This window comes from Cupriavidus metallidurans CH34, from assembly GCF_000196015.1.
Classification (GTDB): Bacteria; Pseudomonadota; Gammaproteobacteria; order Burkholderiales; family Burkholderiaceae; genus Cupriavidus; species Cupriavidus metallidurans.
The window spans coordinates 2,501,083-2,526,702 of sequence record NC_007974.2 but is presented as its reverse complement, the minus strand read 5'-3'; the positions used below and the strand labels follow the sequence as shown (position 1 = coordinate 2,526,702).

At 62.6% G+C, this 25,620-nt stretch carries 25 protein-coding genes and 2 pseudogenes; 14 read left to right on the top strand and 13 right to left on the bottom strand.

The window, feature by feature from the left end; genetic code table 11:
- Window positions 1-15: 15 nt before the first annotated feature.
- Both RMET_RS29405 and RMET_RS29400 read left to right on the top strand, forming a co-directional pair.
- Entirely contained in the window at window positions 16-711 is a 696-nt protein-coding gene (locus tag RMET_RS29405) for a Crp/Fnr family transcriptional regulator (RefSeq protein ID WP_029308725.1), read from the top strand.
- Window positions 712-917: 206 nt separating this feature from the next.
- Window positions 918-1,136, top strand: coding sequence for a hypothetical protein (locus RMET_RS29400; RefSeq protein WP_011520164.1), 219 nt, complete (start codon window positions 918-920; stop codon window positions 1,134-1,136).
- A 50-nt stretch (window positions 1,137-1,186) separates the two neighbouring features.
- Here the strand turns inward: RMET_RS29400 and RMET_RS29395 are convergent, their stop codons facing one another.
- Window positions 1,187-1,429: a hypothetical protein gene (locus tag RMET_RS29395; RefSeq protein WP_008643961.1), complete on the bottom strand. Its 243-nt coding sequence runs from the start codon at window positions 1,427-1,429 to the stop codon at window positions 1,187-1,189.
- 472 nt (window positions 1,430-1,901) lie between these two features.
- On the opposite strand from RMET_RS29395, the gene RMET_RS29390 reads away from it, so the two are divergent.
- A complete protein-coding gene (locus RMET_RS29390) occupies window positions 1,902-2,177 on the top strand; it encodes a hypothetical protein (RefSeq protein ID WP_231138539.1) in 276 nt (91 codons plus the stop codon).
- Between the two features lie 31 nt (window positions 2,178-2,208).
- Here the strand turns inward: RMET_RS29390 and RMET_RS29385 are convergent, their stop codons facing one another.
- The 3 genes from RMET_RS29385 to RMET_RS29375 form a co-directional block, all read right to left on the bottom strand.
- A complete protein-coding gene (locus tag RMET_RS29385) occupies window positions 2,209-2,628 on the bottom strand; it encodes a hypothetical protein (protein WP_227874013.1) in 420 nt (139 codons plus the stop codon).
- Between the two features lie 83 nt (window positions 2,629-2,711).
- Window positions 2,712-3,227 carry a hypothetical protein gene (locus RMET_RS29380; protein ID WP_029310207.1) on the bottom strand — a complete coding sequence of 172 codons (516 nt, stop codon included), beginning with the start codon at window positions 3,225-3,227 and terminating at the stop codon, window positions 2,712-2,714.
- Window positions 3,228-3,401: 174 nt separating this feature from the next.
- On the bottom strand, window positions 3,402-4,349 hold the full coding sequence (locus RMET_RS29375; RefSeq protein ID WP_011520159.1) for a LysR family transcriptional regulator: 948 nt from the start codon (window positions 4,347-4,349) through the stop codon (window positions 3,402-3,404).
- Window positions 4,350-4,465: 116 nt separating this feature from the next.
- Between RMET_RS29375 and RMET_RS29370 the strand changes: the two genes are divergently transcribed.
- The 4 genes from RMET_RS29370 (at window position 4,466) to RMET_RS29355 (ending at window position 9,162) form a co-directional block, all read left to right on the top strand.
- Window positions 4,466-5,269, top strand: coding sequence for a gamma-glutamyl-gamma-aminobutyrate hydrolase family protein (locus RMET_RS29370; protein ID WP_011520158.1), 804 nt, complete (start codon window positions 4,466-4,468; stop codon window positions 5,267-5,269).
- A 12-nt stretch (window positions 5,270-5,281) separates the two neighbouring features.
- A complete protein-coding gene (locus RMET_RS29365; RefSeq protein ID WP_011520157.1) occupies window positions 5,282-6,391 on the top strand; it encodes a M14 family metallopeptidase in 1,110 nt (369 codons plus the stop codon).
- Between the two features lie 49 nt (window positions 6,392-6,440).
- Window positions 6,441-7,772 (top strand): MFS transporter, encoded by a 1,332-nt coding sequence (locus RMET_RS29360; RefSeq protein WP_011520156.1) that lies wholly within the window; start codon window positions 6,441-6,443, stop codon window positions 7,770-7,772.
- A gap of 226 nt (window positions 7,773-7,998) precedes the next feature.
- Window positions 7,999-9,162, top strand: coding sequence for a porin (locus tag RMET_RS29355; protein WP_011520155.1), 1,164 nt, complete (start codon window positions 7,999-8,001; stop codon window positions 9,160-9,162).
- 115 nt (window positions 9,163-9,277) lie between these two features.
- On the opposite strand, the gene RMET_RS29350 is transcribed toward RMET_RS29355, so the two are convergent.
- Entirely contained in the window at window positions 9,278-10,453 is a 1,176-nt protein-coding gene (locus tag RMET_RS29350) for a class II fumarate hydratase (protein WP_231138541.1), read from the bottom strand.
- Window positions 10,454-10,473: 20 nt separating this feature from the next.
- On the opposite strand from RMET_RS29350, the gene RMET_RS29345 reads away from it, so the two are divergent.
- Window positions 10,474-11,502 carry an IS30-like element IS1088 family transposase gene (locus RMET_RS29345; RefSeq protein ID WP_011516271.1) on the top strand — a complete coding sequence of 343 codons (1,029 nt, stop codon included), beginning with the start codon at window positions 10,474-10,476 and terminating at the stop codon, window positions 11,500-11,502.
- Window positions 11,503-11,526: 24 nt separating this feature from the next.
- On the opposite strand, the pseudogene RMET_RS29340 reads toward RMET_RS29345, so the two are convergent.
- Both RMET_RS29340 and RMET_RS29335 read right to left on the bottom strand, forming a co-directional pair.
- Window positions 11,527-11,787: pseudogene (locus tag RMET_RS29340) on the bottom strand (lyase family protein); the annotation flags it as partial.
- 165 nt (window positions 11,788-11,952) lie between these two features.
- Window positions 11,953-12,303 (bottom strand): four-helix bundle copper-binding protein, encoded by a 351-nt coding sequence (locus RMET_RS29335; protein ID WP_011520154.1) that lies wholly within the window; start codon window positions 12,301-12,303, stop codon window positions 11,953-11,955.
- Between the two features lie 210 nt (window positions 12,304-12,513).
- Here RMET_RS29335 and RMET_RS29330 point away from each other — a divergent pair, with 210 nt between their 5' ends.
- Window positions 12,514-12,885, top strand: a complete 372-nt coding sequence (locus RMET_RS29330; RefSeq protein ID WP_017510601.1) for a hypothetical protein — start codon at window positions 12,514-12,516, stop codon at window positions 12,883-12,885.
- A gap of 81 nt (window positions 12,886-12,966) precedes the next feature.
- Here RMET_RS29330 and RMET_RS29325 read toward each other — a convergent pair whose 3' ends face one another.
- Window positions 12,967-14,955, bottom strand: a complete 1,989-nt coding sequence (locus tag RMET_RS29325; protein ID WP_011520152.1) for a sensor domain-containing diguanylate cyclase — start codon at window positions 14,953-14,955, stop codon at window positions 12,967-12,969.
- An 18-nt stretch (window positions 14,956-14,973) separates the two neighbouring features.
- On the opposite strand from RMET_RS29325, the gene RMET_RS29320 reads away from it, so the two are divergent.
- Entirely contained in the window at window positions 14,974-16,719 is a 1,746-nt protein-coding gene (locus tag RMET_RS29320) for a putative bifunctional diguanylate cyclase/phosphodiesterase (protein ID WP_011520151.1), read from the top strand.
- A gap of 180 nt (window positions 16,720-16,899) precedes the next feature.
- Here RMET_RS29320 and RMET_RS29315 read toward each other — a convergent pair whose 3' ends face one another.
- The gene (locus RMET_RS29315) at window positions 16,900-17,235 is read right to left on the bottom strand and encodes a PadR family transcriptional regulator (protein ID WP_008643977.1); all 336 of its coding nucleotides are present in this window, start codon (window positions 17,233-17,235) and stop codon (window positions 16,900-16,902) included.
- Between the two features lie 536 nt (window positions 17,236-17,771).
- Here RMET_RS29315 and RMET_RS29310 point away from each other — a divergent pair.
- A complete protein-coding gene (locus tag RMET_RS29310; RefSeq protein WP_011520148.1) occupies window positions 17,772-18,683 on the top strand; it encodes a DMT family transporter in 912 nt (303 codons plus the stop codon).
- A gap of 13 nt (window positions 18,684-18,696) precedes the next feature.
- On the opposite strand, the gene RMET_RS29305 is transcribed toward RMET_RS29310, so the two are convergent.
- Window positions 18,697-19,053 (bottom strand): hypothetical protein, encoded by a 357-nt coding sequence (locus RMET_RS29305; protein WP_008643981.1) that lies wholly within the window; start codon window positions 19,051-19,053, stop codon window positions 18,697-18,699.
- Window positions 19,054-19,173: 120 nt separating this feature from the next.
- Window positions 19,174-19,647: a ferric iron uptake transcriptional regulator gene (fur, locus tag RMET_RS29300; protein WP_011520147.1), complete on the bottom strand. Its 474-nt coding sequence runs from the start codon at window positions 19,645-19,647 to the stop codon at window positions 19,174-19,176.
- Window positions 19,648-20,851: 1,204 nt separating this feature from the next.
- On the opposite strand from fur, the gene RMET_RS29295 reads away from it, so the two are divergent.
- From RMET_RS29295 to mprA, 3 genes and pseudogenes are all read left to right on the top strand, one after another.
- Window positions 20,852-22,555 (top strand): AMP-binding protein, encoded by a 1,704-nt coding sequence (locus RMET_RS29295; RefSeq protein ID WP_011520144.1) that lies wholly within the window; start codon window positions 20,852-20,854, stop codon window positions 22,553-22,555.
- 90 nt (window positions 22,556-22,645) lie between these two features.
- A pseudogene (locus RMET_RS34580) lies at window positions 22,646-22,825 on the top strand (carboxymuconolactone decarboxylase family protein); the annotation flags it as partial.
- A 424-nt stretch (window positions 22,826-23,249) separates the two neighbouring features.
- Window positions 23,250-24,944 (top strand): MprA protease, GlyGly-CTERM protein-sorting domain-containing form, encoded by a 1,695-nt coding sequence (gene mprA, locus RMET_RS29285; protein WP_011520142.1) that lies wholly within the window; start codon window positions 23,250-23,252, stop codon window positions 24,942-24,944.
- On the opposite strand, the gene RMET_RS33150 is transcribed toward mprA, so the two are convergent.
- Together RMET_RS33150 and RMET_RS29280 are read right to left on the bottom strand one after the other, a co-directional pair.
- Entirely contained in the window at window positions 24,922-25,179 is a 258-nt protein-coding gene (locus RMET_RS33150) for a hypothetical protein (RefSeq protein ID WP_011520141.1), read from the bottom strand. The two genes, mprA and RMET_RS33150, sit on opposite strands and share 23 nt — an antisense overlap.
- Window positions 25,180-25,184: 5 nt before the next feature.
- Complete coding sequence (locus tag RMET_RS29280; RefSeq protein WP_029309886.1) at window positions 25,185-25,448, bottom strand: hypothetical protein; 264 nt, start codon at window positions 25,446-25,448, stop codon at window positions 25,185-25,187.
- Window positions 25,449-25,620: the final 172 nt, after the last annotated feature.

The following is a 25,620-nucleotide window of genomic DNA, read 5'->3' as shown; positions in this document are numbered from 1 at the left end:
ATTGATTCTTATCAAATGTCTTCGTCCCTTGATCAGGTTAACGCCCTGCTGGCCCAGCATGACTGGTTTTGTGCGCTGTCCCCGGCGCATCAGGCGCTGGCGGCGTCCGAAACCGTTGTCCGCGAATACCCCGCAGGCGGCTATATCGCCCGGCGCGGCGAGTTCTCGCGCTACTGGATCGGGGTGGATACGGGGCTGATCAAGCTCGCGGTCTATACGCCGGACGGGCGCGGTTGCACGTTTTCCGGCGTGCCCGCCGGAGGCTGGTGCGGCGAAGGCAGCGTGATCAAGCGCGAGGATCGCCGCTACGACGTGATCGCGATCCGCGACTCGCGCGTGCTGCTGGTGCCGGAGGCGGTTTTCAACATGCTGCTGTCGGACAGCCTGCCGTTCGCGGGTTTCGTGGTGCGGCAGCTCAACGAGCGCATGGGCCAGTTCATTGCCACGGTGCAGAACGATCGGCTGCTTGGCGCCGATGCGCGCGTCGCACAGGCCGTCGCGCAATTGTTCCATCCGGCGCTGTACCCGAAAACCACGGAAGTGCTGGAACTCTCACAGGAAGAGATTGGCCTGCTGACCGGTCTGTCGCGCCAGCGTGTGAATCAGGCGTTGCGCCGGCTGGAGGCTGGCGGCATGGTCAGCCTCGCCTACCAGACCATCAGGGTGACCGATCTCGAGGGATTGCGACGCTTCGGCTTGTCGGAGTTGTAAGGGCGAGAGGCTGACGGCGTCGAAATTGCGGCGCAGTGTGCGCAATCTGGTGCCGCGAGTCACGTGTCGGACACTTGCGGCTAGCGCTTTCCCTTAATGCCTTTCCCTTAATGCCTTTCCCCAAGTGCTACTGGTTGCGGATGTTCCCATACTGAGGGCTCGCCACGTTCGCGCGGCGATCACTTTGACTCATGGGATCTGCCACCATGCTCGCGATTTCTGTCTGGTTTCTCGCTTCCCTCGGTGTCGGCATGTTTGCCACTGCATTGGGACGCTCCAGCCCTGCCTGGATTCTCTTCTCGCTGATCCTGAGCCCGTCTCTTGGGCTGATCGTTGTTGCCGTGCTCGACAAGAAGCGCGTGCGGTCCGCTCGCGTGCTGGCCACTTCCTCCTCGCCCGCGGCGGCGATCTCCGTGCCCGCATAACGCTGCGGGTAGCGCAGGTGGGCCAGGGCCCACCTGATTGCTGTCGTGGCTTAGCTGTGCGCACCGTCGGTGTACGGGTCGCGCCGGTCCGTGACATTCGCGGTGTCTGCATAGACATCGAACCTGCTTGCCTTGCCGCCATCGGTGTACGGATCACGTGGTCCGATGGCATGTGCGTGACCTTCCGGCATCGCCGTCGTAGTAGGGGTGAGTCCGGCGGCGGACGTCACCGTGGCGAAAGATGCAAGCGAGGCAATGGCGGCAACGGCTGCCGCCGCGATACGGGCTTTCATGATCATCTCCTGAGGCAGTAGAAAGGGTGCCCAGCGCCTGTGGCCACAACGGGCCGCAACGGGCCGCAGCGGGTCGCAATGGATCGCATGGCCACCAACGGTCGCGCATGGGCTTGCATGCCGACCACGCGCCCGAGAATCGTTCGATCCTGTCGTTCCGGCTCTACGCGCCGCGGTGCCATGCACCTGTAGAACTGCCCGGCCCGGCGCCTTATTCCCGAAAGAAGACGAAAATATTCCTGGGAATAAATGCCGGATTCCGGCGGTAAATGCCGCTTTGAAGTGACCAGGGCGCTGCTACGCTGTGTTGATATGGCTGTCAGGCAGCCATGCTCGAGCCGGTTGCAGCGGTGCAGTTCGCCCCTGGTGGTCACCGGCATTCCCATATCAAGACGGAACGCTCATGTTCACAGGGTCGATTCATTGGTTGAGAGGCGTCGCGATCGTTGTGCTGCTTGGCGCAGCGTCTGACATGGCATTCGCCGCATCGCAGGCGAAGTCGCTCGATACGCAACGCGGTATCCGTGATGGCAGCAGCGGCGGCACCGAGCTGAGCACCGCGCCGCTTTCGCAGCGGGGCGTGACCGGCACCCAGTCGATGGGGTCAACCGACGGATCGGGGCAGTACCCGTACATCGTCGCCCCGTATATCCAGGTGGGGCCCGGCGGCGGGCCGATTCCCTATCCGCCGAATCCACCTCACCCGCCGCAGCCGCCTCGCCCCAGGCCCACGCCGCACGCACCGTAAGCCACGAGCGTCAAGGGGGAGTGGCAGGTGGCTATTGCAGGTTGCCCCAGCGTGCAACCGCTGGCTCGGCATTGGCCCATTTCCACTGGCCATGCTGCTGGCAGGCCGTGACGAAGAACCATTGGGAAGTCTTGGAGGGCTGCCCGTTCGTCCCCGACTCGACAGTGGAGAACAAGGCTTCCTTGCAGAGAGCGAGCGGACTGTCGATGACGCGGATTACCTGTAGCACGCCGCGTTGATTGCCATAGGCGACGGCATGCCGGACCTCCCACGGCTGCTCGAAGCCGATGGGCGTATCACCGATGACCGCTGCGATGCTGTCCTGCTCCTCGCGTTGCCAGTACCGGTAGACGTACTTGCCAGCCGCATCGGCCGCCGCGCTGACGCCGACCGCAACACCGTATCCCACAACAGGATTTGCCGTGACGGCACCGGTGGTAATTCCGGCCACGGCCCCCGAAATTTCGCCGACGGAACTGCACGCGCAGAGACTCGCGATCGCCGCCGACAAGACCAACCTCGCGCAGAGCGGCCTCACTGAAGCGAACCCCACCGCTCGGTAGCGGGCTCGGCGGAAGCCCACTTCCATACCGACCCGTCGCGGCAAACCGCGGCGATATAGAAGCCGTTGCCCTTGTTCGCATCGTCGACGGAGAAAATGATCTCCTTGCAGGCAAGGTAGGTATTGCCCAGCAATCGGGTCACGGTCACCCGTCCCTTCTCATCGGGCTCGAGCGGCACGGTGTGAGCCACTTCCCAGGTCGCCACCGCGCCGACATCGAGGTTGCCGGCCACCTGCGCGATCTGATGCTGCGTTTCGGCGTGTACCTTGCGCTGACTGGCCTGCAGGGCGGCCTTGGCGCCAGCCTGCACACCGAGGCCAATGCCCGTGGCAATGGCTGCGTTGTCCGTGACCGCGCCGGCAATGGCGGCGCCGCCCATGCCAGCGACAGCCGTCGTGCCCTCATTCATCAGTGAACTGCAGCCGGTCAGCATCCCCGCCGACATCGCCGTCAGCAGGAGGGTGGTGACACAGACAAGCTTATGCATGGGGCACATCCAGGCAGGCATTGAAACAACCTGCGGAAACTATCACGTTGCCGCAACGCCCGCAGCCATGGCCCTTTGCCATGGGTCATGAATCAGACCGTTCTGGGCATCGTCGCGGAAGTCGTCCTGGAGGCGGCCCACTGATCGAACTGCCCATACGCGGATCGAGTGCGATCACCGATCCGCCGCAAGTCCTTTGATGGTGGCAATCTCGCTTGCCGCCATGGCGAAGCGCTGGCGGATGATCTCGAAGGCCATCATGGTCGCGGGCGCCATGGTGCGGTTGCCATGCCGGACGATACCGAGCGTCAAGTCCAGTTCCAGTGCGGGCCGTACGGCAAGTTCGACAATGAGCTGTGATTTGAGCGCGGAGATCGCGGCAAGGTCCGTCAGCGGGACAACTGCATCGGTGGATGCCACGATCTCCAGTACGGTGCCGATGTCGTCCGAGATCAGCGCGAACTGGTCCTGCACGGGCGCGGGCAGTTCGTAGAGTTGCGCAAGCCGCTGTCCCAGCGATGGTTCGAAGTAGCCGGGCGCGATCAGAGGGTACTCGCGGATCTGCGCGGCGCTGACATTTTCGTTGTTTGCGAGCGGGTGATCGCGCCGCGCATACCAGCCAAATGTGCAAGGAAAGATGGATTCGATCGCCAGCCCATCGTGCAGCTTTGCCACGCGGGTGTCGCCGACGAAGAAGTCGATGCGTTCGGCATGCAGGGCATCGAGGAGTCGCTCGGACGTGTCGATCAGGCTGCGCAGCCGCAGTCCAGGCGATGTGCGCAGCAGTTCGGCCAGCATTGGGCGCAGGATTGGCGTGGCAAGCGAAGAGCCCATGCCTACCGAGAACGTGCCGAGATCACCGGACTGCATCAGGCCGAGTGTCCGCAGGCCTTCTTTTTCGTCGGAAAGCATGCTGCGCGCGCGGGGCGCATAGGCGATGGCATAGGTGGTCGGGCGCAGCCGCCGGTCATTCCTGTCGAACAGCGGCACGCCAAGCATGTCTTCAAGCGCGCGGATGCTGCGAGATAGCGCTGGCTGGCTCAGATGAACCGATTCGGCCGCCGCGGCCAATGAGCCAGTATCGAGAAGGGCCAGAAAGTGGCGTAGTTGACGCGTATTCATGACGATGACAGTCCACTTGCATAAATTGCATTCTAACCAGAATTTAGTTGCAATTTACACAAGTAGTGGATGTCTCCAAACTGCGGCCAGATCCATTCCGACTGCCACATCGTTCCATGTCATCCGCCCCAATTCAAAAGTCACTTCTTCCGGTCGTGGCGATCATCACGGATCGTATCGACCTCCACAGGCATCCGGCTTACTCGGTTCTCGGTGGCTATGTGCGGGCTGTTAGCGAGATTGCCGGTGCGCAGCCGCTGCTGCTCCCGGCGTGCGCCGACGCCATCGATGCCGACACGTTGATCGACACGCTGGACGGCATCGTCCTGACCGGCAGTCCGTCCAACATCGCGGCGGAAAGGTATGGAGCCACGCCCCTGCCGGCAATGACATGCCAGGACCCCCACCGTGACGCCGCGGTTTTTGGTCTGCTGCCAGCCCTGATCGATGCCGGGGTCCCAATACTGGGGATTTGCCGTGGCTTTCAGGAGTTGAACGTCTTGCATGGCGGCACGCTCGAGCGCGCGGTGCACGCCCAGCCTGGCCGACTGGATCATCGGGAGGGCGACCACGACCGACCGATCCAGCAGTGGTACGACGATAGCCACGATATTCACATCGTGCCTGGCGGCTGGCTGGCAGGGATCGCCGGGCGTTCGGCCGCGGTCAATTCGCTGCATCACCAGGGCGTCGAGCGGCTCGGTGCCGGACTGCGTATCGAAGCGACGGCGCCCGATGGACTCGTGGAGGCGTTCTCGCTTGCCAACGCAGCGCAATTCACGCTTGCCGTCCAGTGGCATCCGGAGATGCGTATCGACGATTGCGGCCTGGCCAAAGCGATCTTTTCCGAGTTTGGACGCGCATGTGGCGAACGTCGCGCCACTCGGACGCGCGCATCCAGACCGACATTCCCTGCCTGAGGTCATCGACATATGGAATCAGCGCTGCATCATCGAGGAGTCAAGGTGCAACCAGAAGTTCGTAACCTGTTCAGTCGAACCTACGCGGAGGCCCGGCAGAAGTTCCTGCAGGCCGCCGCATCGCGCGGGCTCGACGTCGAGTCCCATGAACTGCCGCTCGATGGCGCACATGGCGAGACGCTGGCCACGGACGTCGTGCGCGACGGGCCGCTGCATGCTTCGAAGCTGGTCATCATCATCAGCGGCGTGCACGGCGTGGAAGGTTATTGTGGCTCCGCCATTCAGACCGGGTTGCTTGGCCTTGGCCCGGTAGCTGCGCCGGACACGGCGGTGCTGTATATCCATGCGGTCAATCCCCACGGGTTTTCGTACTCGCGCCGGGAGACGCAGGAGAACGTCGACCTGAACCGCAACTTCGTCGACTTCTCGGCTCCGCTGCCGGACAACAAGCCCTATGCGGAGATCCACGAGCTCTTGCTCCCCAGGGAGTGGCCGCCCGGCGATGACAACGAGCTGGCGCTGTTCATGTTGCGCAAGGAGTGGGGCGTGAAGGGGTTTCAGCGTGCCGTCTCGCTGGGTCAATACCGCTTCGAGGATGGCATGCATTTCGGCGGGCGCGAGCCAGCCTGGAGCAACACCACATTTCGTCGGATCCTCCAACGCCATGCGCGCAACTGCCAGCATCTGGGCTCCATTGACGTTCACACCGGGCTTGGACCTTATGGCGTGGGGGAGCGCATCTTCGCTTGCCTCGACGAAGGGCGTTCGCTGGAGCGAGCGCGTCGTTGGTGGGGGGATGTGACGTCCGTTCATGCCGGGACTTCGAACAGCATCCCCATGACCGGGCCGATCCAGTTCGCACTCTTCGACGAGTGCGCGCAGGCCGAGCAGACCAACCTCTGCCTGGAGTTCGGCACGTATCCGATGCCACAAGTCATTGGCGCCAGCCGTGCCGAACACTGGCTGCACCGCCACGGTTCGTCTGACCCGCTGCAGGCGGCGGCCATCCGCCAGACCCTCAAGGATGCGTTCTATCCCCAGGCGGACGACTGGCAACAGGCTGTCTGGCAACAGGGCCGCGACGTGTTCCTGCAGACCCTGAATGGACTGCGGGAAGACTGATCGTCTGAGCAGGCCCTCAGCCCATTCATAACGATTCCAAGGAGACAAAATGCGCGCCACCAGTCCGGCGTCTGCCCAGACGCTTGCGGTTCACACGGCGAGGGATGTCGGCGAGCCCGACGTTCGGCCAGTTATTGGTCGGGCCGCGGTTGCCGCCGCCGTTGCAGGCAACGCCCTCGAGTTCTACGACTTCGTCATCTACGCTTACTTTGCCGTCTACATCGGTCGCGCATTTTTTCCGGTCGGTGGCGAGTTCGGCAGCCTGCTGCTCGCGGCCGCCACCTTCGGAGTGGGATTCTTCACTCGCCCACTCGGCGCCGTACTGATCGGCGCGCTGGCTGACAGGGCCGGTCGCAAGCCTGCAATGATCCTGACCGTGGCGTTGATCACCTTTGGCACGCTTGGCATGGCCGCCACGCCAAGCTATGCGTCTATCGGTATCGCCGCTCCCATCATCGTGGTGGCTTGCCGTCTGCTACAGGGCCTTGCGCTCGGCGGAGAGGTGGGGCCAGCAACCGCGCTACTCGTCGAGGCCGCACCGCCGCATCGCCGTGCACTTTACGCGAGTTGGCAATTGGCCAGCCAGGGTATTGCCGTGGCGGTTGGTGGACTGCTGGGCGTTGCGGTGTCGATGTTGCTTCCGGCGGAAGACCTGGCCGCCTGGGGGTGGCGTATCCCCTTCGTGATCAGCATCGCGCTCGTGCCGGTCGCCCTGAAGATTCGCCGCAGCCTGCCCGAAACCTTCGAAGCCCGGACCGAGCGCAGCACCGCCGAGGTGGTCGGTGGCCTGATGAAGTCGCACCGGCGCTATGTTGTTCTGGGTGTGCTGATGGTGCTGTCTGCCTCCGTCGCGTCTCAGATTGGCAACTACATGACCACTTACGCGATCCAGACGTTGCACCTGCCCGCAACACTTGCGCAGACCAGTGCGCTGGTTGGTGGCGTGATGACGTTCGCGTTCGGCCTGGTGGGAGGCTGGCTATGCGATTGGCGCGGCCGGAAGATTGTCCTGATTGCGCCGCGCGTCGCGCTGATGCTGTTGATCGTGCCAATGTTCTGGTGGCTGGGCGCAATGCCCGGTGCCATCAGCTTCCTGACCGTGACAGCGGTACTCGCAGCGCTCACCGCCATGAGTGCCGCGGCATCGATCGTCGTGATTCCCGAGTTGTTGCCGGCTGGCTTTCGCAGTATCGGCGTCTCTCTGGTCTACGCGATCGGTACCACGCTATTCGGAGGGACCACGCAGTTCGTGGTGACAGGCTTGCTGGCCTGGACGCACAACCCTAATGCGCCGGCCTGGTACCTCGCCGCCACCAGCATCGTCAGCCTTGTGGCGATCTGGCTCCTGCCGGAAACGCGCGGCACCGACATCTCCGAATAGCACACACCTGTTCGCCAGTGGGACGCAGTGCCGTCCCAGTGTTCCCAATCAGCAGTGCGAGCCAAAGCCGGGGTAATTCGCTGGCGGGGGGCAATTGCGCCCATTTTCCTGACCAGCAACCTGTCTGGGCCATGTCGGCTTGAAGTTTTGTGGGAGTGGTCGTGTTTTCGCGCCGTTCCGGCAGGAGTGGAAGGTCTTTCAGACCGATGAGAGGAGAAACATAACGATGAAGAAGATTTTGTTTGCGACGGCGGTGCTTGGCGCCATGGGTACTGCACACGCTCAGTCGAGCGTGACACTCTATGGTGTCGCGGATGCCAACATCGAGTACGTGAGTCATCTTGGCTCTCAGCCGCCAACACCTGCTAATGGCTTCAATGCCGGGCAGGGTGGGAACACATGGCGACTGACTTCGGGTGGCCTGTCCAGTTCACGCTGGGGTTTGCGCGGCGTGGAGGACCTCGGCAGCGGCACCAAGGCCGTGTACGTGCTGGAAAGCGGGTTCAGCATTGACAATGGTGTGCAGTCGCAAGGCCGGTTGTTCGGTCGCCAGGCATACGTTGGGGTCGACAGCCGCTATGGCCAGTTCCTGTTCGGGCGCCAGTACACGTCGCTGTTCCACATCATGGCGAACTACTCGCCCACGGCTTATGCGGTGCAGTACGAACCCGTCGTGGCGTTCGCAGGTGCGAACCTTCGCGAAGACAACACGGCCAAATACATCGGCACCTTCGGCCCGGTGACGGCCATCGCGCACTGGTCATTCGGCACGGGAGTCGCGCTGCCGGGCACGAGCCAGGGTGCGCCAAGCGTGGGCGGCAATGGCGAAGTGCCGGGCCAGTTCCGTCGCGACTCCGCCTATGGCCTCGGTGCGGAATATGCAGCCGGCCCCTTCGGTGTGGCCGTGGCCTATGACCAGTACAACCCGAGCCTTAGCTCAGCCGCGGGCGCTTTCGTCGGTACCGGCTCATTCAAGAAAGCGACGATCGGTGCCAGCTATACGCTGGGTGCCACCGCCAAGATCATGGGCGGCTATCGCTGGGGTCAGAACAAGGCGCAAGACGGCTCCACGCTGATTCTGCGGGACGACTTCTTCTGGATTGGCGGCAACTACCAGGTCACCCCAGCCCTGGGTCTGACGCTGGAGTACAACTACGACAACGTGAAGAACCTGCTGGGCCAGACGCATTTGGCCAACCCATGGCAGGTGTCCTTCATCGCTGACTACACGCTGTCCAAACGCACCGACCTGTACCTGACAACGGCGTTCTCGAAGAACGCGGGCCTCAACTTCGATACGTCGGCCATCAGCTTCGCGAACGGATACTTCCTCGCCAGCGGCCAGAGCACGATGCTCGGCGTTGCGCTCGGCGTACGTCACAAGTTCTGAGCGTCTGGGCCCCGGCCTGCCGGTGGCTAAAAAGGCCAGGCAAGTGAATCCCTTCACTTGCCTGGCCTTGTCGTTTCAACCAGATCAATAGCGCGTTCGCTTTCCTGATCGCCTCTCAGACTTCCTTCGTCATTGCCTTGAAGTCGATCCACTGATCGAACTGTTCGTTGGTGACGTGGCCTGATGCGATGGCGGCCTCGCGCAACGAGAGGTTCTTCTTCACCGCGAGCTTCGCGATCTCGGCAGCCTTGTCGTAGCCGATATGCGGGTTGAGCGCGGTCACAGACATCAGCGAGCGCTCAAGCAGTTCCTGAATGCGCGCGCGGTCGGGTTCCACGCCTTCAACCATGTGTTCGGCGAAGCTCGATGCGGCGTCGGCCAGCAGTGTGACGGACTGCATCAGGCTGTAGATGATCACTGGCTTGTACGCATTGAGTTCCAGCGTGCCGAGGCTGTTTGCCAGTGTCACCGTCGTGTGATTGCCGATGACGCGGCAACAGACCATCGCCAAGGCCTCAGCCTGCGTCGGATTGACCTTGCCGGGCATGATCGACGAGCCGGGCTCGTTGGCGGGCAATTGCAGTTCGGCAACGCCGGCACGGGGCCCCGAGCCCAGCAGCATGAAATCGCGGGCGATCTTCAGGAATGACGAAGCCGTGGTGTTCAGCGCGCCGGACAGGTCGGCCAGCGCGTCGTGGGCGGCTTGCAGTGCGTAGCGGTTTGGCGCGGGCTCGAACGGCAGGCTGGTGTAGGTGGCCAGCGCGCGGGCAAAGGCGACGGCGAATCCCGGCGGCGCGTTGAGTCCGGTGCCGACTGCCGTGCCACCCTGAGGCACCGGCATCGCGCGCAGCATGGCCTGTTGCAGGCGCGACTGGGCATCGGCCACCTGTGTCATGTAGCCGGAGAATTCCTGGCCCAGGGTCAGCGGCACGGCGTCCTGCAGATGAGTGCGGCCGACCTTGACGATATCGTCGAATGCCTCGACCTTCTTCGCGAAAGTCTGCTGGAGTTTCTCCAGCGAAGGCAGCAGCGTCTGCTGGATCGCGCGTGTGGCCGCGATGTGCATCGCCGTCGGAAAGCTGTCGTTGGAAGACTGGCTGCAGTTGACGTGGTCATTCGGATGCACCGGCTTCTTGCTGCCGACCTCGCCGCCCAGGAGCTGGATGGCCCGGTTGGCGATGACCTCGTTCAGGTTCATGTTGGTCTGCGTGCCGGAGCCCGTCTGCCAGACGGAGAGCGGAAACTCGCCTGGCCATTTGCCGGCGATGGCGGCCTCAATTCCGAAGTGCAACACCGAGAATTGAGGCCAAGATGACCAAGAAAAATTACCAGCAGTTGAGTGAGACCGAACGCCATGCGATAGCCCTGGGGCTGCAGCAAAAGCAAAGCCTCAGCGCCATAGCCAGGGCCCTGGGGCGTGACAAGAGCACTATCAGCCGCGAGTGCAATCGCAATGCAGGCGGCAAGGGCTACGCCTCCAAGTTCGCCCAGCAGCGCAGTGACAATCGCAAACGCCAAGCCCGTCCCAGCCCCAAGCTGCACCGCCAAGGGCCCTTGTTCCCGCTGGTTTGCGACTACCTGCGCCACAAGTGGTCGCCCCAGCAAATCGCCAACGAACTCCAGCGTCTTCACCCACAGGATCGCCGCTTGCAAGCCTCACACGAAAGCATCTACACCTGCATCTACGCCCAGCCCCGGGGAGAGCTCAAGAAGGAGCTGGTGTCCTGCCTGCGCATGGCCCACGCCAAACGTTGGCCCCGCTCCAGGGGAAAGGATCGCCGCAAGGAGACGCAAGACTTGCTGAGCATCCATGTGCGAGCACCCGAGATCGAGGATCGCCAGTTGCCCGGCCACTGGGAGGGTGATCTGATCAAAGGCAAGGCTAACGCCAGTGCGATTGGCACGCTGGTCGAGCGCACCACCCGTCTGGTGGTGCTGGTCAAGCTGCCACACCCCAACCCCGCCACAGCGGCGCATGTACTGCAAGCCTTCAGCGACAAGCTCAAGACAATAGCCCAGCCGATGCGCCAGACCCTGACCTACGACCGGGGCAGCGAGATGGCCGAGCACCGCCAGCTCAGCGAGAACACAGGCATGAAGGTGTACTTCTGCGACCCCTACAGTCCCTGGCAAAGGGGGAGCAACGAGAACACCAATGGGCTCTTGCGCCAGTACTTCCCCAAGGGGACTGATCTGAGTGGCTACAGCCAGGAGCAGTTGGACGCTGTGGCCGATGAGCTCAATGGACGGCCCAGGATGACTCTGGGGTGGCGCAAGCCCATCGAGGTCTATGCCGAGCATTTGGCGCGGCTGGCCCAGCAGCCGGATTTAGTGCATTGAGTTTTTGTTGCACTTGGACTTGAAACCGCCGATCACTTCCTCGGCTGCGCGTTCGATGGCATCGGCCAGATCGGGCTTGAGCACGCCGAGTTCCCGGTTGGCGCGGGCCGCGCACAGTTTCAGTATCGCGAACGCCTCGATCAACGCAGGCGGCATCTTTTCGCTGCCGATTCGGAAATTCTGACGCGATCGCTCGGTCTGGGCACCCCAGAGATGATCCGCCGGGACGGCGACGTCTCCAAGGCTGTCTTTCTCGATACGGGTGGCGGACGACTTCTCGGACATGGACGGACTCCTTCAGGAAAGGGATCGCAGCGAGTGCTGAGTACGATCTGCAAGGATAGCCGCCTGATGTGATATCCGCCGTGTACGGGAGCAAAGTCCCTGCCGCCGGTGCGTGCATAGATGCACGCCGGCGGCGGTTGCCTGGTCAGGTTGGGACGGGGGGCTTCAGGCAGTCATCTTCAGGCACATCTCCATGCAGGCGGCGCAGGCCTTGGCGCATTCCTGGCAATGCCAATGGTCATAGCGCTCGCATTCCTCCTTGCACCACTTGCACACTTCGGCACAGTCTTCGCAGACCAGCGGCGCGAACTCGCTGTTGCGCAGCATGTAGGACGCGGCCAGGTTGGCGATGCCTGCGCAATCCATGTCGAGCGCAATGCAGCGCGTCATCTTCCGCGTGTCGGGCTCCTCCAGGCAAGCGGCCGCGCACTTGAGGCATGCGGCGGCGGCGGCATTGCAGGCTGCGATACAGTCGGCGTAACGGGAGAAATTCTCCTGCACGGTGGGTCGAATCATCGGTGTCCTCCTTGGGGGGTAGGTGGTAGGCAACCGTTATCCACAATAGCAGGCGTATCGTGGTCGTGCCGGACACGCGTACTGGTCTACAATGGCACGCCCGTGCCATGCGCCGGCGGAGTCTGGATGAATCCTTTGAGTGGGGTTTGGCCGACGAAGCGCGCAGAAGGCCGTGGTAGACGAAAACAGGCAGTCAGAAAGGACAGCATCATGGGTGAGGCAAAACGGCGGGGAACGCCCGAGGAACGGGCACAACAGGCGCGTGCGCGCGTCGATGCACTGCGGCCGGCACAACTGGTCTGCGGGGCCTGCAAGACGGCGTTCACCAATTTCGATGCCATCCCGGCGCCGGGATTGCACGGCATCGACGCGGTATTCGGCGGTCAATGCCCGAACTGCGGCAACGACGTGGTCGTGTTCAAGGGCGAGTCCAAGGCCGTGGCCGAGGCCATGCTGGCCTACGAGAGGATGATGGGCGAGAGCGCGAAGCTCGGTTACCAGTCGGCGGACGGCCGCCATGTGCCGTTTGACGCGGATGCGCCCCAGGCGTCGGACGCTTCCGACGAGTCCACGAAGCACTGAGCAGCAGCTCCAGCTCCAGCTCTGGCGCCACCGGCCAGCCGATTCTGACACTGTCAGGCGGCTTTCAGCGCCGAAAGTGGGTCAGGCCCCAGCGTCTGCCAGCAGTTCCGCGGGGCCGATTTCGTAGCGACCCCGGCCCAGTGCCTTGGCGCGATACAGCAGTACATCGGCCTGCCGCATCAGCGTTTCCTCGCTGATCGGCGTGCCCTTGTAGAGAGTCACGCCGATGCTCACGTCGACGTCGGCCAGTATTCCATCGAAATAGAAGTGCCGACCGACCGATTCCAGGATCGCGCCGGCAATTCGCTGCGCCGTGGCTGGCGTGCCGATGTCCTCGAGAATTACCGCGAATTCGTCCCCGCCGATGCGCGCGACATGATCGCTCTCGCGCACACAGCGCCGCAGACGCAGCGCGAATGCCTGCAGCAGCAGATCGCCGGTGGCATGGCCGTGTATGTCGTTGACGGCCTTGAAGCGATCCATGTCCAGATAAAGCAGGGCCATCAGTTGCTGCTCGGCGCGGCTCAGCATCATCGCGTCCCGCAACTGGCTTTCGAAGGCGTTGCGGTTCTGGAGTTGGGTCAGGTGGTCCGTTCGCGAGATGTGCGACAGCCGCAGATTCTCCACCTTGCGCCGCGTGATGTCCTCCACGTGGATGTGTACGCCCACCACCTGCCGGCCATCCTCGCCCCATTCCGGGCGATAGTTCATTTCCATCCAGTGATGATGCGGGAAGTGATACTCGGCCTCGAAGCTGACCTCCTCGCCCCGCAGCGCGCGTTGCAGGAAGGGCTGGGCGCGTGCGTATCGTTCCTCGCCCAGCACTTCGCGCACGGTCTTGCCCTGGATTTCATCCAGCGACATACCGAACACACGCTCGTAGGCGATGTTGTTGAAGACGTAGCGTTCGTCGCTGTCGATGAAGGCCAGCAGTGCCGGGAGCGTGTCGGTGACCGCGCGCAGCCGCCGTTCGCTGCGTGCCAGTTGCAGTCCGCGCTGGCGCATGTCACGCATCAGGCGGATGAAGGCGCCGGTGACATCGCCGATCTCGTCGCGGTGCGGACGCTTTGGCAAGCGCTGAAATGCATCCAGGTCGTTCGCGCTCGCCTGCACCACCTGATGCAGGCGAGAAAGCGGCGTCAGCAACTGGCGTACCGCCAGCCAGATCAGCAGCGCCACCACCGACAGGGCGATGGCCGACATCATCAGGAATCGACGCTGCATCTGGCGCAGTGGCGCATAGGCTTCCTGTGCCGGCATCACGGCCACGAGTTCCCAGCCCGTGCTTGCCATCAGCCGGCGGGCGATCACGGGCCGGGTCGGGGTGAGAAATTCCAGCGGCGCGCTGTGATCGTCCACGCCGCAGGTCTCGCCAACGGCGTGGGCGGGCTTGCGCGCCATGGTGGGGTCCGGATGCTGGACATAGACGGGTTCGCTGCCGGCCGACACCAGGCAGTAGAAGCCCGTGGTGCCCAGCCGGTTATTGGCGATTTCCACCAGGAAGTTCGAGTTGGCAAGGTTGAGCCAGCCCCCCGCGACGCCCAGGAACTCGCCGGACAACGAGAGCACCGGTACCGCCACCAGGACGCCCACATAGCCGCCGACGCGGGAGCGGATCGGCGCGGCAACCACGACATTGCGCGTGCGAATGGCCTCGAGGAAGTAGGCGCGGTCACCCACCTCGACGGGCTTGCCGTCCATGGTCAGGACTGTGCCAGCCGCGTCGACGACCATCACGGCATTGAACGCCTCGGGCATTGGTATCGTGCGGTCGATTGCCTGCTGTAGCGCCGCCCGTACGGCATCGTGTGGCTGCTCATGCGCGGAAGCGAGCGTGTCGCGCAGTTGCGGTGCCAGGTGGGAGAGCAGCTCGATACGGTCATCCATCGCCGTGTCGAGCTGGTCCACCGATAGCTTGACGATGGAGTCCTGCTGATTCTGCAGCGCGTCTTCGAGATCGAGATGGGCGAAGTAGAGCGAGCCGATGACGATGCCTCCGCCGAGAATGCCGGCAAGCACCGTGGTGATCAGCGCAATGCGTACCTTGAGCGACGGCAGTAACCGGGGCATGTGAGTGTCACGGAGTCGATGTGGCATCGAAAGCCTGTGAATTCGCTGGAGCCAGCGCTTTGCGCAGATCTGGTTGCTGGCGAACGTAAGTTATCACGTTCGCCTGATGATGAAAGTCCGGAGAAACCGGGTTTGACAGCCTGCGTTCCATGCGTCTCTTGTCATCGAAAACGAATCGACCGCTACTGTGCGGGCGCAAGCACACAAGGTATAGTGCGCCAGACACGGTGTTCTTCGGGTGTCCATCGCCAGAGAAAGGGCCCACAACGCCTCCACTGCTGTTTCATTCTTTCGTTCATGCAACCGCTCTTGTCACCGCTCGTCTGGCTTCCGCTGCTACTCGCGACGGCTGCGGTCATGCTGGCGGGATGGCTCGCAGGCCGTCTTCGGCGTGAGCGCCAGGAAGCGCGCAAGCAAGCGACGCTTGCGGATGCCTATATCAGCCACATGGCAAAGCACGATGCGCTGACGGGGCTGCCAAACCGGTCGGAACTGCATGAGCGATGCGAAGTACTGCTCGCGGAAGCGCGCCGTCGTGGCAGTGGTGTGGCGCTGCTGTTGCTCGATCTCGACCATTTCAAACACATCAATGAAACGCTCGGCCATCCCGTGGGGGACGACCTGCTGCGGACCATCGCCGACCGCATTCGCGGGGCGGTGCGGCCCCGCGATGTGGTGGCGCGCATGGGCGGCGACGAATTTGCCGTGGCGCTTGGAGACTTGCGCTTCGATGGCGAGGCCGAGCTGGTGGCTGCCAAGATTCTTGCGCGCGTGTCCGAGGACCTGCCGCTGGCGGGCGAACATGTTCGCGTCACGCCCTCGCTCGGCATGGCGATCTTTCCCCAGGATGGCAATTCGCTGACGGACCTGATGAAATCGGCCGACGCGGCGATGTATGCCGCCAAGCATGGCGGGCGCGCCCAACTGCGGCGTTTTGCCAGCGAGATGGCGGAGGCATCGCGGACGCGCTTCACGATCGAGGGGTTGCTCCGTCGCGCGCTGGCCAAGGGGGAGTTCCGGTTGCGCTACCAGCCGATCGTCGACGTTTCCAGGCTGGCGTTGCTCGGGGTCGAGGCCCTGATCGCCTGGGAGACCCCCGAGCGCGGCGTGATGCAGCCGTCTGAGTTCATCCCGATCGCCGAGCAGTGCGGTCTCGTCAGCGAGCTTGGCGAGTGGGTGCTGGGCAAGGCTTGCCAGGATATCCAGTCGGTGCGTCAGGAGCTGGGGTGCGATATCGATGTCGCGGTCAATATTTCGCCGCTGCAATTGCGTCAGGCAAGTTTCCCGGCGGCCGTTGCGCAGGCGTTGCGCGCTTCCGGGCTGCCGGCCGCCAGTCTGACCATCGAGGTGACCGAGGGCATTCTCGTCGACGGCAGCGAGACCACCGTCGAGACGCTCCGGCAGGTGCGCCAGCTGGGCGTGGGGATTTCGATCGACGACTTCGGTACGGGCTACTCGGGGCTTGGGTATCTGACCCGCCTGCCAATCAGCAAGCTCAAGATCGACAAGTCGTTCGTCGATGATCTCGCCGTGCCGGGACACGACCGGGCGGTGGCCGCGGCCATCGTCGCGCTCGGGCGCCAGTTGCATCTGCAGGTGGTGGCCGAGGGCGTGGAGACAAAAGCGCAGTTCGATTTCCTGCGCGCCGAAGGATGCGATGCCGTGCAGGGTTACCTGTTCAGCCAGCCGGTTGGACTGGATACGCTGCGTCAGATCCTGCGTGGCGATAGCAGTCTGGCCAATGCGGACGTGCTTGCGGCCTGACATGGCGGCATGACGTCTGGCACGCCGTGGGCGCCCGCAGAAACGGGTACGCAACGTCACGCACGCATCGGGTGGATACGCGGTGGCTGAGACGTTTGATCCCACCCAAACAAACAAACCGGCAGGCCGCTGGCGCGGCGTGCCGGTTTCGTCATTCAAGCGTGGCTTGGGAATCAGGAATCAGGTGTGGGAAACGGTCGCCGGTGCCATGGCGACGGTCTCGGCGACGGGATTGTGGAGTCGGCGATACAACTCGTCGATCCGTGTGCGGCTGGTGGCCAACTCTTCACGCCCCAGTTCGGTGAGCAGGTAGACCCGCCCGATACCGTCGCGCAGGACGCTTTCGAGATAACCCTCCATCTGCAGCGCACGCAGCAGAGGTCGTACGGAGCCGATGTCTACCTGGAATCCGTAATCCATGAGCATTTCCGCAAGCATCGCAACGGTGGCGGGCACCTCCATGGCGAATTGCATGACGTAGACGCGGGCGAGCAAGCCGAGGAACTGTCGTTTCATGTCGCTGGCAACGCTGTAAGGGGGAGGATGGTTGACGCGGGAACACAACGTGCACCATACGCCAGTTGCTGTATGTGGCCCTGCTGTGACATACGATACAACTTTTCGTCACGACAAAAAAAGAAGCCGCCAGGATTGCCTGGCGGCTTGTCGGGAATGCGTCGGAGGGGTCAATTAACTCTGGCGCAGTACAGATTTTAAAGGAATCGAATACGCGATGTCACGCCCTGTGGTAGTGCCCCCTACATTTGAGGGGTGATTACGAAAGGCAATCGAAAGCAATATGCGGCGGAAGCGCAACAATCGCTGTACTTCTACGCTTTAAGATGCGATTTCGATGATTTTGCGGCGCAGCAAAGGCGTCTTCTGGTCGAGCAGGGGAATGTCCGAATCCAGCGTGCTGCTTGCCGGTTTCAGCGCTTTAATACCTTCCCGTGGCGCTGTTGCTGCGCGTGGCATCGACCAATGTGCCGATTCTGTCGCATATCGACAACGGTCTGATGTTTTTCGGTTTGATCATTGCATTTCATAACCCAATGAGACCCGCTGACCTGTTCCGTCTTCTACTGCTGTCGGCCATCTGGGGCGCCAGCTTCTTATTCATCCGTATCGGTGCCCCGGTGCTCGGGCCGCTGCCGACGGCATTCTTCCGGGTGCTGATCGGTGCCGTGACGCTTGGCGCCTGTCTTCCGATGCTCGGGCTCAAATGGGACATGCAGGGCAAGTGGCGTGCCGTGATCATCCTCGGCATCATCAACTCGGGCATTCCTTTCGTGATGTATGCGATCGCCGCGCTCTGGCTGCCAGCTGGGTACTCGGCGATCTTTAACGCGATGACACCGCTGATGGGAGTGCTGATCGGCTCGCTGTTCTTTGCCGAAAAGCTGACGCGTGCCAAGGCTGCCGGTGTCCTGATGGGGCTGGCGGGTGTCGGCGTGCTGACGCGGACGGGGCCGGTGGTGTTCTCGCACGAGGTGTTGCTCGGCGCGCTGGCTTGCCTGGTGGCAACGTCGTGCTACGGACTGGCGGGCTTCCTGACGCGCCGGTGGATCACCGCTCGTGGCGGTCTGGACAGTCGCCTGGTCGCTGCCGGCAGCCTGGTAGGCGCAACGTTGTTCCTGCTGCCTTTCAGCGCGGTCGCGCTGTGGCGAGAGAACACGCTGCCGGCTGCGGGGCCCGGCGTCTGGGCGGCGATGCTCGCGGTCGGGATGTTCTGTACCGCGATCGCCTACGTGCTGTACTTCCGGCTGATTGCCGACCTGGGTCCGGTCAGATCGCTGACCGTGACCTTCCTGATCCCGCCGTTCGGCATCGTTTGGGGCTGGATGTTCCTTGGGGAATCGCTGTCGTGGGCCCACGCCGCAGGGATGGCGCTGATTGGCGTGGCGGTCTGGCTGGTATTGCGACCAGCCGCGCCGGCAGTGGCGCCGGCGCCGGCCCGGTCGTGATCGTCACGCTGGATCAGCGGCGGTAGTAGTCGTCGTGATGGTGCCACGCGTGGTACTCGCGGCGGTCATACCAGCGGCGGCCGTCCCAATAACGATCCCCGTGCCAGCCGACGACAACTGCCGGCGCCACATAGACCGGCGGGCCCGGGCGGTAGACCACCGGAGGCGGCGGCGCTATGTAGGCGGGTGGTGGGGGCGCCACCACCACGGGCGCGGGAGCCACAACGACGGGTGCGGGAGCGACTACCACCGGCGCAGGCACGCCGAGACTGACGCCGATATCGACGCGAGCCATTGCGGAGGCGGAGGCAGCGAGCGCGGCTGCGCCAGCGAGGAAAATCGAAAAGTAGAGAGGGCGCTTGTTGTTCATGGTCTTCAGCCTTCACCAGAAGGGGTGAGTTGCTACGCCTCCACTCTACCCATGTGGCGTATTACCATTCGCGCGTGTTTGTAACGGAAGCTGGCTATTCTGTAAGCAACATCCGGGGTGTCAGCGCGCCGCGTCGACGTCTGCTTCCACCGCCCCAATGCGTGACCGCTGGCAATCGGGGCAGAGCCCATACAGCACCAGCATGTGCTCGCGCAGCACGAAATCATTGCGCGCCGCCACCTGCTTCTGGCGCTGCTCGATCGCCTCGTCACGAAACTCCTCGACGCGCCCGCATTCCAGACAGATCAGATGGTCGTGATGACCGCCCTCGTTGAGTTCGAAAACAGAATGATCGGATTCAAAGCTGTGGCGTAACAGGATGTCCGCCTGCACGAGCTGGTTGAGCACCCGATAGACCGTCGACAGCCCGGCATCGATGCCCAGTTCAAGCATGGTCCGATAGACGTCTTCCGCGCTCAGGTGGCGGCGTTCGCTTGCGCGAAATACCTCAAGCACGTGCATGCGCGGAGACGTGGCCCTCAGGCCAGCGCGCTTGAGTGGGACTACATCGGCATTCACGTTGGAGGTCATCATGCGGATCTCACCCGCGGGCGGGCGGTGCAATGGAACCAGGCGAGGGCCTGGAATGGAACGGGAAAGAAGAAGTCAGGCGGAAGACGCCCGGTCCGGCGCGTGTTGCATCGTCCCGGGCGGCGCGCCGTGCCTGGACGGCGCGCGGAATAAAAAGGTGGCCTGGCTTGTTGCTGGATGACGCGATCGGGAAAACGGGGTCTGGTTGTTTTCCCGATCTTCCTGCAACTGGCTACTACCAAACGCTCCGTGTTTCGGAGCGGTCCCCACAAAAGTCGGTATAAGGCGTCGCGAGCCCGGTTTCGGCCGGAGACGACGCTCTGAAAACTTGTACCGTCCGGTTCCGGCGACTTGCCGCGCGTCAGACAGTGATCGAATAGTAAATAGGAATCGATCTCATTACAAGAGATTTTTTCGATCGTGGCTTGTGGTCTGATATGTAGGGCAGGTATCGAGCAGCGGGTTCGTCGATACTCGCGCCACTGCGGCATTTCCGCTAGCCATGCCGCTCCTGACTGCCCGAAGAAGTTCGGACCGAACATGCTCCAGTCTTCTGGCTGCTAGCGCACAGATCTTGCCCTTCTAGCGAGCGTAGTAATGGCAATACTTGCCGGGCCTCTGGGCAAGTGCCAGCTCTGCATGCTTGCCATGCCGCCATCGAATCCGCGTTGACGGTGGGGCGGCAAAGTGCAGTGCGCCGTCGTCCCGACATTCGTAGGATGCGCTGTGGGTGACAATCTCAAATCGGCTTTCGCCGCTCTCATATCCGCCAGTGTCATTATCTTTGCCTATGCAAAGGTCTCGAACACCGAGGTAACTTCCGTGCTCGCGCAGTTGTTCCACGTGGTCGTCGAGCCGTTGCGCTGGCTCCTCTAGAGCCGCCGACGTCCCTTGGCGGACGCACAGCACTGCACGGAACGTATCCCTGGGCTGGATCCCGGGCCAAGTGCATCGACGCGACCGCAGTCGGAAGCCAAAGCCAGCCCTGGAACGTTCATTCCCGCCTGACACGCTGGTATTCCCCGGCTGCCGGCGCCAACCCCCGAAACCTATACTTCAACGTTGTTGCAGCGCGACTTCTTGCCAGTCGCCCACGCCTGACGGCGGGGTACGGTTGGGTGTTGGCTCGAATGCCGCGCACCGTTCAGGGTATTGGTAATTCGCTGTTCATTCGAGAGCGCTCTACCGCGCCAACCAGGAGACAAGGATGAAAGACGGGGCATCAGGAGCCGCAGCATTCGTCGCCGCACGGGACTTTCTGCTGCGACATCGCGCGGACTACGATCGCGCATATGGGGAATTTGCCTGGCCACAGCTCGGCGAGTTCAACTGGGCGCTCGATTACTTCGACGTCATGGCGCAGGGAAACGACAATCCCGCACTCTGGATTGTGGACAGCCCCAATGATGCAGGCGCGCCATTGTCTTTCAGGGAGATGTCGGAGCGCTCTTCTCGCATGGCCAACTACTTACGCGGCTTGGGTGTCTCGCGCGGCGACCGGCTCCTCCTGATGCTGCCCAATCGGGTCGAGTTGTGGGATGTCATGCTGGCGGCGATGAAGCTCGGTGCCGTTGTGCTGCCTGCCACGACCCAGTTATCTCCCGACGATGTTCGCGATCGCGTGCAACTCGGCGAGGCGCGGTTCGTCGTGGTCGACGGTGCGGAGCTGGGAAAATTCGAAGATGTTGACGCGAGCGTCACCCGTATCGCGGTGGGCGAGCGCGTCGCAGGGTGGCATCACATTGGTGACGCGTATCAGGCGTCGCCAACCTTCGTCCCGGACGGGGTAACCCGCGCGACGGATCTGCTGCTCCTGTATTTCACGTCGGGCACGACATCGAAACCAAAGCTGGTCGAACACACGCATCAGAGCTATCCCGTTGGCCACTTGTCGACGATGTACTGGATTGGGCTCCAGCCCGGGGACATTCACTGGAACATCAGTTCCCCGGGATGGGCCAAGCACGCATGGAGTTGCTTCTACGCGCCGTGGAATGCCCAGGCGTGCGTCTTCATCTACAACTTCGCCCGCTTCGCTCCGAGGGATGCGCTGGACGTGCTCGTGCAACGCAACGTCACTACGCTCTGCGCCCCGCCAACGGTATGGCGAATGCTCGTGCAGGAGCCGTTGGCTTCGTATGCGGTAAAGCTGCGCGAGATCGTCGGGGCAGGAGAACCGCTCAACCCGGAAATCATCGAGCGGGTGCAGAGCGCGTGGGGCATCACCATTCGCGACGGATTCGGGCAGACCGAGACAACCTGCCAAATCGGCAATCCGCCGGGTCAGCCCGTCGTGCCAGGCTCGATGGGCAGGCCGCTTCCCGGGTACCGTGTCGATCTGGTGGATCTGGATGATCATCCCGCAAACGAGGGCGAGATTGTCCTCTCGCTGGCCAGCCGCCCGCTTGGATTGATGGCGGGCTACTCGAACAACGAGAAGGCGACTGCGGAAGCCATGCGCAATGGCTTCTATCACACGTCCGATATCGCGATGCGCCGGGACGACGGGTACCTTGTCTACGTGGGTCGCGCGGACGATGTCTTCAAGGCATCGGACTACCGGCTGAGTCCATTCGAGCTGGAGAGCGTCCTGATCGAACACGAGGCCATTGGCGAGGCCGCCGTTGTGCCGAGCCCGGACCCGGTAAAGCTGTATGTGCCGAAGGCCTATGTCACGGTTCGCCAGGGCTACGAGGCTGGCCCCGAACTGGCCAGGGCGGTATTCCGCTTTTCGAGAGAGAAGCTCGCTCCGTACAAGCGGATTCGCAGGCTGCAGTTCAGCGAGCTACCCAAGACGATCTCCGGAAAGATCCGGCGCGTTGACCTCCGCCGCCGCGAGATGGAGCGCGAGGATCAGTCGTCGAGGATGCCCGGTGAATACTGGGAGGAAGATTTCCCCGACTTGCGTTGACTGATGTTGACTGATGGCGTGGCAAGACCCGCGGAGGGCGGATCACGTGCTGCAAGTGCTCGAAGGCATTGGGAAGCTGTCGCTCGATAATGGGTGGGATCGGTGACTCGCGTGGCTGACACCCATGTGCCAGACGCGGATTTCAACTCTGCCGCTGCGGTGTTCGGTGAAAAGGAACTTGCCGACCTGACGATAGCAATCAGCCTGATGAACGCCTACAACCGGCTGGCCATCGCCTTCCGACCCGCTCCGGATTCCACGCTGGCGGCAGGCTTCCTGGCCGACCTATCAGTCCGTCACGAAGGCGGTGGGATTGAAGATGGAGTGATGTTTGGTGAGTCCCGGGGCATGCCTTCTCCTTGCGATTGACGAAAATGACATCTCTTTGAAATCGGCCAGAAACTTCCGATCTGATATGTTCAAGACGCGGTTTCGCCAGTTCCCCAATTGGCGCCGCAACTCCCCTTCCCCGCCCAGTGTTCGCTGGGCGGTCTTTTCATGCCGTCAATGCGCGCATCTTTGCGCCAGCTCCTCTCTTTGATGGCATGTCACGATTCCCTACGAGGAAGTTTCCGCATCTTGATTCAGAAACGCCCGGTGTGAGGTACGGGGGCGGCTGTGTAAGGTGATGCGATGCCGTGCGTCGTAATCGCGAAAAGACCAACCGGCATCGCGTCCACACACAGGAATCCAGATGCCGCTCACATTGTCGAAGGCCTGCCCCCGATCGCTCCAGCTCGCCCTGATGATTGTCGCCGGCGTCGCACTGTCTGGCATTGCCTTTCCGGTAGCCGCTGGCGCGAGCGTTGCGACCTACACCGGCAACTACATCGTGCGTTGGCGCGATGGTAGTACCACGATCGATGCCGCGGGAGACACCGCACGCATACGCCGCGTCGAATCGAGTACCGGGCTCGGCATCGCCCTCAAGCGCCCGATGAGCGGAACGATGCAGTTGCTGGCAATCCAGGACGGCCGTGGCGAAGGCCCTGAGGCCGTTGCGAAGCGCTTGCGAAATGACCCGCGCGTGGCCGACGCCGTACCGGACCGGTGGCTGCGCCTACACGACACCGTTCCCAACGATCCGGATTTCAGCTATCAGTTGCCCTATATGGGCGCACCGGCGAACTCCGCTGGTGGCGTCAACCTGCCGCGCGCATGGGATCGCTCGCGTGGCGCGAGCAGCGTCGTAGTGGCAGTCGTTGACACTGGCTACTTGCCGCATCCAGACCTCGCCGGGCGACTGGTTGCGGGATACGACTTCATCACGCCCACTGACGTATCGCAGGACGGCGACGGCCGCGATGCCGACCCGACCGATCCGGGCGACTACGTGCCGAGCGGCACTACCTGCCCGGATGGCAGCGGCGCATCCAATAGCACCTGGCACGGCACGCGCGTGGCAAGCGTCATCGGCGCAATCACCAACAATGGGCAAGGTATAGCTGGGGTCGACTGGAATGCGCGTATTCAACCAGTAAGAGTATCCGGCCGCTGCGGTGCCTTGCTTTCCGACACTATCGATGGCATGCGCTGGGCAGGCGGGCTTAGCGTGCCCAACGTGCCGCCAAATCCCACACCCGCACGCGTGGTCAACATCAGCCTTGGTGGTGGAACGTGCTCAAGCTTCGAGCAACAGGCCATCAACGATTTGAATGCCGCCGGCGTGATCGTGGTGGCGGCGGCGGGCAACTCCTCCGGCGCCGTCGAGTCCCCGGCCGATTGCACTGGCGTGATCGCGGTAACGGCACACGCCAACGACGGGGAGAACGCAAGTTATGCCAATGTCGGGCCGGAGGTGGCAATCAGCGCGCCAGGCGGAGGCTGTGGCAACTCCAGGCTCAGTGTGTCGGGTGGCGTTGCCACATGTGCGTCACCCGCAGGCATGTCGTACATCGCCACACTGAGCAACAGCGGTGCGGCAGGGCCCACAACATATTCGGTCGTCGGCTCTCAAGGCACAAGTTTCGCCGCACCCATCGTGTCAGGGGTGGTGTCGATGATGCTGGCGCAGAATCCGGCGCTGACCCCAGCGCTAGTCACCACGGTGCTGAAGGCAACAGCGCGTCCGCATCCCGCCAACACGTACTGCACAACTGGCGACCATGTTGGCGATTGCGGCGCCGGGTTGCTTGATGCTGACGCGGCGCTGGCGGCTGCGCCCAAAGCTTCGCCGGCGACATCGACTACCCAGCCACCGGCGCCCCCCACAGGCGGTGGCGGCAGCAGCAACGGGGGTGGTGGCACTAGTAGCAGCAATGGCGGAGGTGGCGGTGCCTTCGCGCCGTGGAGTGCCGCCGCGCTACTGATGATTGGATTAGCGGGATTTGCGCGGCGCCGATGTGTGTGGCGCGCCGGTCGGGGCGTCACGCAAGGGCGGTTGCAGTAAGAAGATCGTTGGGTCCGCGCTCATCGGCGAACAGAGGAATGCATTCGGATTCTTCCATGTCATCAATCCGACGTGTCCGATTGATGCGCGCATTGTCAATACGGATACTAGACGTTGCCAGCGGGTTACCCGACCCGCTGGCAGATTCGTTGAATTGACCCCAACGATCTTTTCCCGCTACGCCCATCTCGAAGATGGGCGTCTTTTTTTGCGCTTGCGGCGTGTGTTTTTGCAAAGGATCTACTTCTTGTCGATCCTGTTACTGCACGTGGAGCATTGATTCGTCTGTGCGGGGGCTACAAAGTATCCAAGCTGTTCCGGTGTGAGCGGTTCGGCAACAACTCTTCCCTGTTCGGAGAGAATGTCGATGGCATCCAGAATCATGATGGTTCGCACATTAAGTGCCCTGGCCAGCTGACAAGCAGCGAAGCGTTGGCCCGGACGCCGGTTCAAATACAGGAAAACCATTTCGTACAGACTACGTTGATGGGTTCTCGCGGTCATTCTGTGCTCCTGAGGCAGCTCATATGAGGGAACGCATTCGGTGAATGGGGCCTTGCATTGTAGGAATGCGTACTGACTGTGCATTCAGGAGTATTCACAATGTGCTGACGTACTTGTCCTAATTGCAACCGTGCTGCGCTGAACCCAACACGCTCGGTTCGGGAAGGGCGAT

Bases quoted from the DNA above. Each gene is read 5' to 3' on its own strand.
- RMET_RS29320 (WP_011520151.1), top strand. From the start codon at position 14,974: ATGTGGCATCGAAAGCCTGTGAATTCGCTGGAGCCAGCGCTTTGCGCA.
- RMET_RS29365 (WP_011520157.1), top strand. From the start codon at position 5,282: ATGGAATCAGCGCTGCATCATCGAGGAGTCAAGGTGCAACCAGAAGTT.
- RMET_RS29380 (WP_029310207.1), bottom strand. From the start codon at position 3,227: ATGCATAAGCTTGTCTGTGTCACCACCCTCCTGCTGACGGCGATGTCG.
- RMET_RS29370 (WP_011520158.1), top strand. From the start codon at position 4,466: ATGTCATCCGCCCCAATTCAAAAGTCACTTCTTCCGGTCGTGGCGATC.
- RMET_RS29315 (WP_008643977.1), bottom strand. From the start codon at position 17,235: ATGAAACGACAGTTCCTCGGCTTGCTCGCCCGCGTCTACGTCATGCAA.
- RMET_RS29375 (WP_011520159.1), bottom strand. From the start codon at position 4,349: ATGAATACGCGTCAACTACGCCACTTTCTGGCCCTTCTCGATACTGGC.
- RMET_RS29360 (WP_011520156.1), top strand. From the start codon at position 6,441: ATGCGCGCCACCAGTCCGGCGTCTGCCCAGACGCTTGCGGTTCACACG.
- mprA (WP_011520142.1), top strand. From the start codon at position 23,250: ATGCCGCTCACATTGTCGAAGGCCTGCCCCCGATCGCTCCAGCTCGCC.
- RMET_RS29305 (WP_008643981.1), bottom strand. From the start codon at position 19,053: ATGAACAACAAGCGCCCTCTCTACTTTTCGATTTTCCTCGCTGGCGCA.
- RMET_RS29405 (WP_029308725.1), top strand. From the start codon at position 16: ATGTCTTCGTCCCTTGATCAGGTTAACGCCCTGCTGGCCCAGCATGAC.
- RMET_RS29310 (WP_011520148.1), top strand. From the start codon at position 17,772: ATGAGACCCGCTGACCTGTTCCGTCTTCTACTGCTGTCGGCCATCTGG.
- RMET_RS29395 (WP_008643961.1), bottom strand. From the start codon at position 1,429: ATGAAAGCCCGTATCGCGGCGGCAGCCGTTGCCGCCATTGCCTCGCTT.
- RMET_RS29400 (WP_011520164.1), top strand. From the start codon at position 918: ATGCTCGCGATTTCTGTCTGGTTTCTCGCTTCCCTCGGTGTCGGCATG.
- RMET_RS29355 (WP_011520155.1), top strand. From the start codon at position 7,999: ATGAAGAAGATTTTGTTTGCGACGGCGGTGCTTGGCGCCATGGGTACT.
- RMET_RS29280 (WP_029309886.1), bottom strand. From the start codon at position 25,448: ATGACCGCGAGAACCCATCAACGTAGTCTGTACGAAATGGTTTTCCTG.
- RMET_RS29330 (WP_017510601.1), top strand. From the start codon at position 12,514: ATGGGTGAGGCAAAACGGCGGGGAACGCCCGAGGAACGGGCACAACAG.
- RMET_RS29325 (WP_011520152.1), bottom strand. From the start codon at position 14,955: ATGCCCCGGTTACTGCCGTCGCTCAAGGTACGCATTGCGCTGATCACC.
- RMET_RS29390 (WP_231138539.1), top strand. From the start codon at position 1,902: ATGGCATTCGCCGCATCGCAGGCGAAGTCGCTCGATACGCAACGCGGT.
- fur (WP_011520147.1), bottom strand. From the start codon at position 19,647: ATGATGACCTCCAACGTGAATGCCGATGTAGTCCCACTCAAGCGCGCT.
- RMET_RS29345 (WP_011516271.1), top strand. From the start codon at position 10,474: ATGACCAAGAAAAATTACCAGCAGTTGAGTGAGACCGAACGCCATGCG.
- RMET_RS29335 (WP_011520154.1), bottom strand. From the start codon at position 12,303: ATGATTCGACCCACCGTGCAGGAGAATTTCTCCCGTTACGCCGACTGT.
- RMET_RS29295 (WP_011520144.1), top strand. From the start codon at position 20,852: ATGAAAGACGGGGCATCAGGAGCCGCAGCATTCGTCGCCGCACGGGAC.